Genomic DNA, 9,775 nt, shown 5'->3' with positions numbered 1-9,775 from the left:
CCCGAGCTCGATCCCCGCCGCGTACCCCACCAGGTGGCTGCTCTCCCGCTGCACCACGACCAGGACCGAGTCACCGATCCGTTTGGTGCTGCCGCGCCGCGCGTTGACCCGGCCGCCCGCCTCGGGCTCCCCGGACGCCGGCTCGGCCGCGAGCCGGGGGCCGCGCGGATCCTGGAACACATCGAGCGGAGCACCGTCCTCGTCGCGCCCCTGTCCGATCCGTTTCCAGCCGCTCCCGGCCCGCGGCGCCCACTCCCAGAGGGCCTCCAGGTGCAGCATCCGGCGCTGCACCCGGAAGACCCAGCCCTCGGGCCCGCGGACGCCGGTGACGTGGTCACCGGTCCGCGGGGCCTCGACGTCCAGACAGTCCACCGGCAGCACGCACACCGCCACGTACGTCCCCAGGTCGAACCAGACCCGGACCAGGCTGACCTGGCCCGCCTCCTTGATCTGCGCCACGACGAGGCCGCTGAGCGCGGCGCGGTCGAGGAGCGCCGGGTCGCACGCCGGGACACGGTGGTCGACGAGCTGCCCGGCGGGCAGTGGCACCGGCGCCGGCCGCAGCTGCGTCTCCTTCGGCGCCACCACCTTGTCCTGGAGGACGATCGCAGGGCGCGGCGCGGCCGGGTTCAGCCAGAAGAACTCACCGGTGAGGGTGAGCGACTCCGTGGAGACCAGCCCTCCCAGGCCGTCGCGGGTGAAGGCGGTGTTGAAGGCGCTGGAGGCGTTGCGCGTGGTGCGCACCAGCTCCACCGGCGTCCGGGCGGGCAGCCAGGCGTACCGGGCGTACTGCTCGGGGCTCGGCTTCTTCTCCTGGATGCCGTGCTCCTGGAACGCCTGGACCGTCACCTCGGCCTGCCGGGCCCCCTTGTCGTCCCAGGACTCGACGCCGCACAGGACGGGATGCCCGTGCGGGACCGGTCCGGTGAACGTGGCCCTGACCGTACGGGGGAACCCCTCGATCGCGGGGACGTCGATCTGCCACTCGGGACGCCCGTCGGCACCGGTCCTGAGGAAGGCCTCCTCGTGCGTCTGCCGGTCCCGGACGTGTCCCTCGTCCCCGCCGTGCTCCTCGTCCCCGTCGTGCTCCCGTCCCCCGCCCGCGTGGTCGAAGACGCCCAGCCAGCGGACGTTGCTCCGGTCGAACGGATCCTTCGGCGCCAGGGCGAGCCGGCTCTCCCCGGGCCGGAACTCGGCGTGCACGACGAGCCCGGCCGGGGCCGCGAGGCACACCTCGTCGAGCCGCTGCCAGTCCTCGGGGTGCCAGGCGGCGGGCCCGAGCACGTAGCAGCTCCCGGGGGTGGTGACGAACCGCCAGGCCGCCCCGAACCCGGACCGCTCGGTCGCCGGACCCGACAGCACCAGACGTACGGGGGTGGGGACGGGCTCACCGGGCTCGGCGGCCGGAGCTGCGGCAGCCCCCGGCGTCCCACCCGATTCGGCCGCCCTGGCCCCCGGCGTCCCGTTCGTCCCGGCGGCCACGGCCAGTTCCGGCAGGCCCGCGTCGAGCGGCACCCACTGCCCGAGCTGCTCGTGCCAGCGCGCCAGCGTGTTCACGGGCGCGGCGGAAGCCTTGTCCCGGAAAGCGCGTGCGAGGTCGGGATCCCAGCGGCGCCGGGCCTTGACGCCCTGCTCGGCGGGGGTCGAGGGATAGGCGTCGGTGGCGACGCCGGACACCTTGAGCCGCAGCCACGGGAAGCGGTCCGAGCGGCGGAGCTCCGCCTCGCGCACCTCGCCGTCCTTCGGTGGCAGCGACGCGAGGGGGATGACGCTCGGACGCCGCGTCTCGTCGCCGGGCGCGGTGAACCGGACGGCCACCACATCCCCGAGGTGCCGATGACGCAGCTCGTGCGGCTCGATGCCGCACGCCACGGGACGGTCGAGCCCGCAGTTGACCCAGAGGTACGGCCGCTCGCCGGCGCGGGGCACGGAGCAGACGATCCCGAGCGCGTACGAGTCGGGCGAGGGGTACGGCACGGGGAGTACCGCCTCGGGGCCCGGGCGGAACAGGTCGTACACGAAGGGGCGGGCGGAGTGGAGCTCGCCGACGCCGCTGTTCGCGTTCCGCGCGTACACGACGGCTTCCCCGGAGCGCCGGTCCTGCGTGACGGCGACCACGAGCCGGGGGTCGACCCCCACCCGACCGGCCGGTTCGCGTACCGCGGGCCAGTCGAGGGGGCGCTGGGTGCGCAGCCACAGCTCGTCCATGACCCGGGCCAGCGGGGTGCCCTGTCCCTGGAGCTGCTCGGCGGCCGTCGCCCGCAGGAACCGGACGAGCGCCTCCTCGGTGCCACGCCCCGAGACCCGGCCGAGGTACGTGCCCCAGGGGCTTTCGTGCGGCACGACGGGAGGCTTGCCGCCCCAGCGGTGGTACAGCGCCTGCAGCAGCCGGACCCGTAGCCGGTTCGCCATCTCCGGAGGCAGGGCGCGGGCCGTGAGCTCCTCGAAGAGGCGCTCGTAGAAGAACTGCGCGCCGCCGCTGAGGTCGACGATCACGTCCACGACGTTGTCCAGGACGGTGCGCAGCCGCTCCTGGGAACCCGCGCCCTCGACCTGCGCACGGAACATGTCGAACATCCGGGCGCGTACGTAACGCGGTAGGTGCGTGGGCGTGTTGAGGGAGGTGACCCGGCCGCCCCAGTCCTTCACCCACTCCTCGTACGACCCCTGGTCACCGAGCTCGGGCCGGCCGAGGAGCGCCGCGAGCCGCAGGGTGCTCACCGTCACGGGAGCGATGGCGTGCGTGTCGCCGCTCTTGAGGAGTTCGGACAGGCCGTCGGCCATCTCGTGCCACTCCTCGACGGAGAAGGAGTCCCGGCCGGGGTCGCCGGGGCCGCTCAGCGTGAGGATGCCCGGGGTGAGCTTCGGGCCGGTCGTGAGGCCGGGGGAGCGGGGGCCGTCCGGGGTCCAGTCCCAGCGCAGGACCTCGTGCCGGGAGTGCGCATGCAGGTCCCGGTGCAGCTGCGCCGCGCGCACCGACGGGTAGGAGTACGGGTTCGACTCCCGCGCGCGGACGAGCTCGATCAGCGTGTCGGCCGGCGGGGTGTCACCGGAGAACCAGCGGCCTCCCGCCTCGGTCCTGTGCGGCCCCGCACCGCCCGACACGGACTCCTGCACCCAGTGCAGGGCGACGGAACGAGCGCCCTTGGCGGTGAGCGGCGAGTGCGCCGGGCCGGACGGCAGCGCGGCCACCACCCGGACGATCTCGGCCGGATCGACGGCGGCGTGCGCCCCCTTGCCGATCCAGTCGGCGGTGCCGCCGGCGTGCAGCAGGAGGGCGGTCAGCGGTCCGGCGTACGCGACGGCCTTGCGCGGTTCGCCGTGTACGGCGTCCATGAGCGTGGCGAAGGAGCGGTACAGGGTGTCCCGTACGTGGACGATGAGGAGAAGCAGATGGCCCCGCTCCTCGACGGGGTGCTCCCCGGGGCCGGTCCGGGTCAGCAGGTGCGCGGCGAGGAGCGCGGCCCCGAGGAGCCGGACCAGCTGCTCCGGCTGGTCGCCCCGCAGGTGCGGGGAGGGTGCCGGGACCGCACCGGCCGCCGGCTTGCCGGTCCTGGTCTGGTGCGGTGGCGTGTGGTGGTGGAGCCAGGGCGACCACAGCCACGCGGCCACGCGGGGATCGGTGTCGGTCACGGGACCGTCTGTGAGGTTCGGCAGGGGGTAGTGGCCTGCGGGGTGCCGCAGCGTCAGAAGCCGGTGGGTGTGTATGACGACGTGACCGTACGTCGTGTGCGGCAGCGTGACGGGGACGCGGCCCGGGGTGCCGGGACGCCACTCCGGGTCGACGGCGCGCCACCGCGGATCGGGGCCGCGCCAGTAGCGCGCGAGCCGTCGGGTGGTCTCCTGGGGGTCGTACGAGGCGGCGAGGGACCACAGGGCCGACTCCCAGAGCACCGACGGCATGGCCGAAGCGGTGATGTCGCCCGCGCCGCCCAGATGCGCGTACGCCGCCCGGCGCGCGTCACTGTCCGCCCTGGCCGGGAGGACGCCCGAGCGCCGCCACTCCTCGAGCAGGCCGAGCAGCGTCTCGCCGGAGAGGGCCTCCCGTTCCAGGGCGTCCAGGGTGTCGGCCCCGGACCCGGCACGTCCGCTCTCGGTCGACGCGCCCTCGCGGGGGAGTGGGAAGGTGACCCGGGCGGCCGTGGCGAGCAGGTCGGGTTCCAGGTCGAAGGCGCCACGCGAGGCCACCGCGAGAGCCGTCCGGATCTTTTCGGTCGCGTCCGGGCGAAGCGCGGCGCTCGTCTCGGCCGCCTGCAACAGCGCGAGGCGTCCGTATCGACCCTCCAACGCGTCCTCGACCAGGCCCGGGTGATCGTCCATCAGCTCCCCGGCGCCCCGGGGGTCCCGGGCGGCGAGGAGCCGCGCGACGACCAGGGTTGCGGTCGGGGCCAGCTGCTCCACCAGGTCGTGGTACGGCGGGATCGAGACGTCCGCCGCGTCCCCGGCCACGCCGACGTCCCGCAGCAGGTCCTCCAGGGCCGCGAGCGCCTTCGCGGTGTCAGGACCGCCGGCCGTCCGCAGCGCCGCGGCGAGCCGGGTCCGCACCTCCTCGGGCGCGACGGACGCGATGTCCCGGTGGAAGGCCGCCGCCCGCGCGTTCACCTCGGCCACGCCGGCGAACCGGCGCTGCGCCGCGAGGACGTGCGGCAGCGCGTACAGCATGGTCGCCGTCCCCGCCCGCGCGAGGGACTCGATCGATGAGGAGACGATCTCCTCCGAGCGGTCGGTGCCGGGCACCTCGGCGAGAGCCGTGAGGTGATCCAGCTGGATCGCGGCCGTCTGCGGCGGAAGGCCCAAAGAGGCGAAGAAGTACCAGTGTTCGAGCATGGGCGTCCCTCTGCAGGCGTGCCGGGCTCGGAGCGCCCGGGGTCCGACGTCGACCGACGAGAACGAGTTGTCCAGCATACGGACGAGGGGCGGCGAAACGACAGATTCCTGCCAACGGCACCTGCGACGGAAACTCTCAGGAGTCGAAGCCCGCAGGCCGCAACGACGGCGCCAACGCCTGTCGGAAATCGGACAGTTGGTCCTCCAGCGCGAGGTCGAACCGGTGGGCGCCGGGAGCGACCCCGAGGGCACGGCGCTGCCCCTCGGCGAACCCGTACAGCCAGGCGGCGATCTCCGGGGTCAGCGGCCGCCGCGCGAGCAGCGCCCAACTGCCCGGCCACTGACCGCCGGGATCCAGCACCGGAAGCCGTACGGCGGCCAGCGCCCCCGCCCGGTCCAGGGCCACGGCGACCTCGGCCGACTCCAGATCCGGACCGTCCACGGGAAGCGGGCCGTGGTCGAGCAGCGCCACGGCGTCGCCGGCGGCCTCCGAGGCCTCGGCCAGCCAGTCCTCGAAGCACTCCGAGCCCCGCAGCCCGGTCCGCACCAGGCCCAGGACCACCGCGTCCACGAACGGGGTGGGCCGGTCGAGCGGACTGAACCGCGACGGTCCCGGGACGGCGCCGCCGGCCGCTTTCAGCCACCGGTCGAGGTCCTCGTCGCGGTCGGCGGCGAGCCGCAGCGACACCGCCCTGCCCGGACCGGTCCGCCCCGCTGCGTATTCCTCCAGAAGGGACGCGTACAGCGCGGGCCACCACAGCCGCACGGCGGCGAGGACCTGCCGCTCCTCGGACGGGACTCCCCACACCGCGCCGGAGTTCAGCTCCTCGACGACCGTCCGGACGTCGACCCCGGGCGCCGGACCCGGCCGCGACGGATCCGCCACCGCCCCTGCCGCGTCGAGGAGTTCACGCGCGCCCCGCCGCGCCGACGCGGAGGACGCACCCGACGGAAGCGGCACGGCCGGGCGTTTCCGGCTCGGCGGCTCGCCCGCCTCGCCGTCCGATGCCCGGGACCGCAGCAGGTACTCCCCGTTCCCCAGCGTCCTCGCCAGGTGCTCGGCCACCTCCTGGACCTCGGCCGGGTGCTCCCCGTGCACCTGGACGACGACGGCCCGCAGGTCCCAGCCGAAACCGTGCAGCCGGTCGAGCTCCCCCCGGAAGCCCGCCCCCGGCTCCTCGCCGGCCGCGCAGCGGAGTACGAGCCCCACACCCCGGTGGTCCTCACCGGAGGCCTTCTCGTACGCGGGGGACACCGCACGGCGCAGGGCGGCCTCCGTCTCCGGGAGCCGGCCGGCCCGCACGTCGGAGACGTACCAGCGGCGCCGCCCCTCGTGCGGGAGTCCCCGGGCGGCACGGGCCCGCAGCAGGGTCCGCTCCGCCTCGGTGAGGACCGTGACCAGGTCGTCGGCCCCGGGATCGGCCAGGACGTCCCGTACCGGCCGCTCGGCCAGGCACCACCGGACGTCCAGCTGTACGCGGTGCCGCTCGTCCGGCAGCCCGAGCGTCGGTTCGTCCGCCACGGGCATCCGGTGCGCGACGGGCGCCAGACGCGCGGGCCTGATCACCGGCAGGTCGCCGACCGTCAGCTCCGCGCTGTCGTGCCGGGCGTACAGGACGGGGACGGCGACGGCGCCCTCCAGGGCGACGGCCCCCTCCCGCAGGGCGAGGTCGACGGGGAGCCCGCGCACCAGCGCCCCGAAGAACCGCCCGGCGAAACCAGCGGCCTGACCGTGACTCACCTTCCCCTGGACGGCCACGACGTGGGGCACCCCCGACCGCACCAGCTTCTCGGCGGCGGACACCCCGTGCGCGAACCGCTCCGCCGACGCGGCCGCATCGCGCGAGCCGTCCGTCCAGGAGGCGGCCGAGTCGCAGGCCATGAGGACCGCGAGCCCGACGCCGCCGTCCCGCAGCCACCCGGACAGCACGTCCACGTCCAGCCAGGAGGCATCCGCGCCGTCGCCGCCCACCACCAGACCTCCGGCGATGTGGTGCCCGCCGAAATAGAACACCTGCGCACCCCCGAGCAGGGTGCGCCGGATGCCCTCCGCCGTCGCGGGGGAGTCCACGACCAGGGCGGAGAGGCGCGAATCGCGCACCGCGCTCTCCACTCCTCGCCGATCGGCGTCCCCGAGCGAACCGGGCGCCGGCGCGTGCACGGTCTCCCGCCCCGCGGGCGTGGTGATCCCGCCGTGCACGGACGTGGCATCGGCCACCGCCACGATCCCGGCACCGGCCGGAACGGCGGACGCCGCCGAGGACCGGGGGACGACGTCCCGGACCAGGGCGAACCAGGGATGCTGCCCGAGCTCGCGGCCCCCGTCCGGCGGCAGCGCCAGGGACCCGGCCCACTCCGCCCAGGCGTCCGCGCCGGCGAGCGCCGACGGCAGCCGCACCGACTCCCAGCGCAGCGACCCGAGGTCGTACGACCCCTGCTCTTCGGCGTCGGGCAGGAGAAGTCGCAGCCGCAGGTACCGTCCGGGATCCAGCAGCGCGGCCCGCTGGGCGACACGAGCGCGCACGGGCTTCGGGAAGAGCAACCGCGCCAGCAGCTTCGCGACCCCCGGCGGGGTCGCCACGCCCGGGGGGACGAGCACCCCCTGGCCCACGGGGCGCGGCCGCCACGTCTCGTGGTCCGGCTTGCCGTTGACGAGGACGACCGTGGCGACCAGCCCGTCCTGCCAGGACAGCCGGATGCTGATGTCCGGGTCTCGCTCCACCAGTTGCCCCCTGCGTCCGCGTGGGCTCCAGAATGACACCACCGGAGGGTTCGGAACGAGGGAGGCGTGATCGGTGCGGCACGAGGACGGGTACGCGGGGCCCCCGCGCTGGAAGTTGGAGGCGGACCTGCGTGCTCTGCGGGCCTCCGACCTGTGGCACCGGCCAGAACTGGCCGACGAGGCCAGGGACGGATGGGAGGCGCTCCTGAACGACGAGGACATCGGCCAGGAGGAGTTCGAGGACGAGCACTTCGACATCCTGATCCTGTGCGGGGGTGCGAGGGAGACCTGGGACCTCTTCGAGGCCAGGCTCCAGGAAGGGGAGCGCGGTCTCCCCGAGCCCGACGGCGTCCCGATCGGGAGCGGTCCGCCCCGGGCCGCCGACGACACGGCCCGGGAACCGGTCGACTCCGACGTCGAACCCGAGCCGGATTCCGCCCCCGCGAGGGAGGACCGGTTCCTCAACCTGGCGGTCGTCTGGCCGCTCTCCCGGGAGACCGTCCCCCAGGATCGCACTCTCGCTTCCGGGGGCTGGTACGAACTCCGTTTGGACATCGGCGAGTTGGCCATGGAGAGCCTCCTCGCCGGGCAGGCCCGGCCCCTCCCCGAGGACGGGCTCCCGCACACGGACGACGAAGGCCGTGGCGACTGGTTGGACGTGACCGTCGTCAGCGAGGACTTCATCTTCCCGACGGTCGTCGTGTACCCCCTCTTCCTGCCGCGGAAGGGTCGCAGCTGGGTCTGCCCCTGCCCGCCCGGTGGGAAGCACGTGTGCGAGGCGGGACACCGGGGCCGCTACCTGCACATCCCGTTCGCCGCCCCGGAGGAGCCGGGGCCCGCGCGGATGCGCGTCTACGTCTCGTACCGGGGGAACCAGCTCCAGTCGGTGTCTCTGACCGCCTGGGTCGCTGCCCGGGAGGGCGCGGGCGGCGCAACGACGGCTGTCATCGACTTCACCCTGACGCCCGGGTTCGCGGACCTCACCGAGCTGCCCGCGCGGACCGCGGGCGTACGGGTGGGCCGCGGAGGCGACGGCACGATGACGATCGACGTCACCTCGCAGCACGGGCCCGTGGCCACGTTCTGGCTCGGCGACCACCAGGTGATCGACGTCCTGCGGAAGGCCCGCGCGGCCCTGCTCGACTGTCACGCGGTACGGCAGGGCGAAGGGGAGGACCGCCGCCTCCGCAACGTGCTCGGTCCGGACAACGGCAAGTCGCCCGAAGCCCTGCTCCACGACATGACGAAGCTGGCGCGGCTCGGCTGGTCCTTCTTCCAGATGATCGCGCGTGGCCGGAGGGAGCGGGCGGCGCTCATGCAGGTCCTGCGGGAGCCCGCCCAGATCCAGATCTGTCGTGAGGAACACCAGGACCTGGTTTTCCCCTGGGGCCTGTTGTACGACATCCGCGTCGAGAGTCAGGCGCAGCTCGTGCCCTGCGGGCCCGGCTTCGATCAGGTGGCGGAGGACACCACGGCCCGCTCCTGCCCGGCGCAGCACAGCCACGGCCTCAACACGCTCTGCCCGTACGGGTTCTGGGGATACCGCCACCTCATCGAGCACCCCCCGTCCGTCCCGCGCGGGCGGCGCCTGCGGCTCACGGCGGGCCGCGCGGACGCCGCCCCCGTTCTCACCGTGGCCCGCAGCAACCACCTGGACGAGGGCTTGGCGGACCGTCACCTGGCCACGCTGCGGGCGAGGTTCCGGCAGGTCAACGTGTACGACCGCCGTGCGGCCCTGCGTGACGCCCTCATCAGCGATCCGGGCGACTGCGTGTACTTCTACGGGCACGGGCGCCGGCCCCGCGCCGCCGAGGGCGAACACTCCAGTGCCACGGTCCTGGAGATCGGCCACACCGACCGGATCCTCCCGGAGGACCTGAACGCCTGGGCGGGGGAGGAGGGATGGGACCGGTGGGATGAACTCACCCCCCTCGTCTTCCTCAACGGCTGCCACACCGCCGACCGCGATCCCTCCTCGTGGCTGGGCTTCGTCGACACTTTCACCGAGCTCCACGCCTCCGGCGTGATCGGCACCGAGGTCACCGTGGACCAGGCACTCGCCGGCGAGTTCGCCGAACGTTTCTGGGCGGCGCTGCTCGACGGGGAGGAGGTCGGCCCGGCCATGCACCGTGTCCGGATCGAGCTGCTGCGCAAGGGCAACATCCTGGGACTCGCCTACACCGCGTACTGCTCCGCCGCGCTCCGCTTGCGATCGGGCCGCTGACC

Annotated in this window: 3 protein-coding genes; 1 reads left to right on the top strand and 2 read right to left on the bottom strand. The window is 74.4% G+C overall.

Annotated elements, in window-relative coordinates; all coding sequences use genetic code 11:
• Positions 1 to 4,827 (bottom strand): hypothetical protein (locus ABZ318_RS12680; RefSeq protein WP_356902467.1); only part of this gene is annotated, 4,827 nt, incomplete at its 3' end.
• 136 nt (positions 4,828 to 4,963) lie between these two features.
• Complete coding sequence (locus ABZ318_RS12675) at positions 4,964 to 7,549, bottom strand: CHAT domain-containing protein (RefSeq protein WP_356902466.1); 2,586 nt, start codon at positions 7,547 to 7,549, stop codon at positions 4,964 to 4,966.
• Between the two features lie 73 nt (positions 7,550 to 7,622).
• On the opposite strand from ABZ318_RS12675, the gene ABZ318_RS12670 reads away from it, so the two are divergent.
• Positions 7,623 to 9,773, top strand: a complete 2,151-nt coding sequence (locus ABZ318_RS12670) for a CHAT domain-containing protein (RefSeq protein ID WP_356902465.1) — start codon at positions 7,623 to 7,625, stop codon at positions 9,771 to 9,773.
• Positions 9,774 to 9,775 lie beyond the last annotated feature (2 nt).

It is taken from the genome of Streptomyces sp. NPDC006197 (genome assembly GCF_040613865.1).
Taxonomy (GTDB): Bacteria; Actinomycetota; Actinomycetes; order Streptomycetales; family Streptomycetaceae; genus Streptomyces.
Note: the sequence above shows the minus strand (reverse complement) of the source record. Positions and strands in the feature narration are given on the sequence as shown.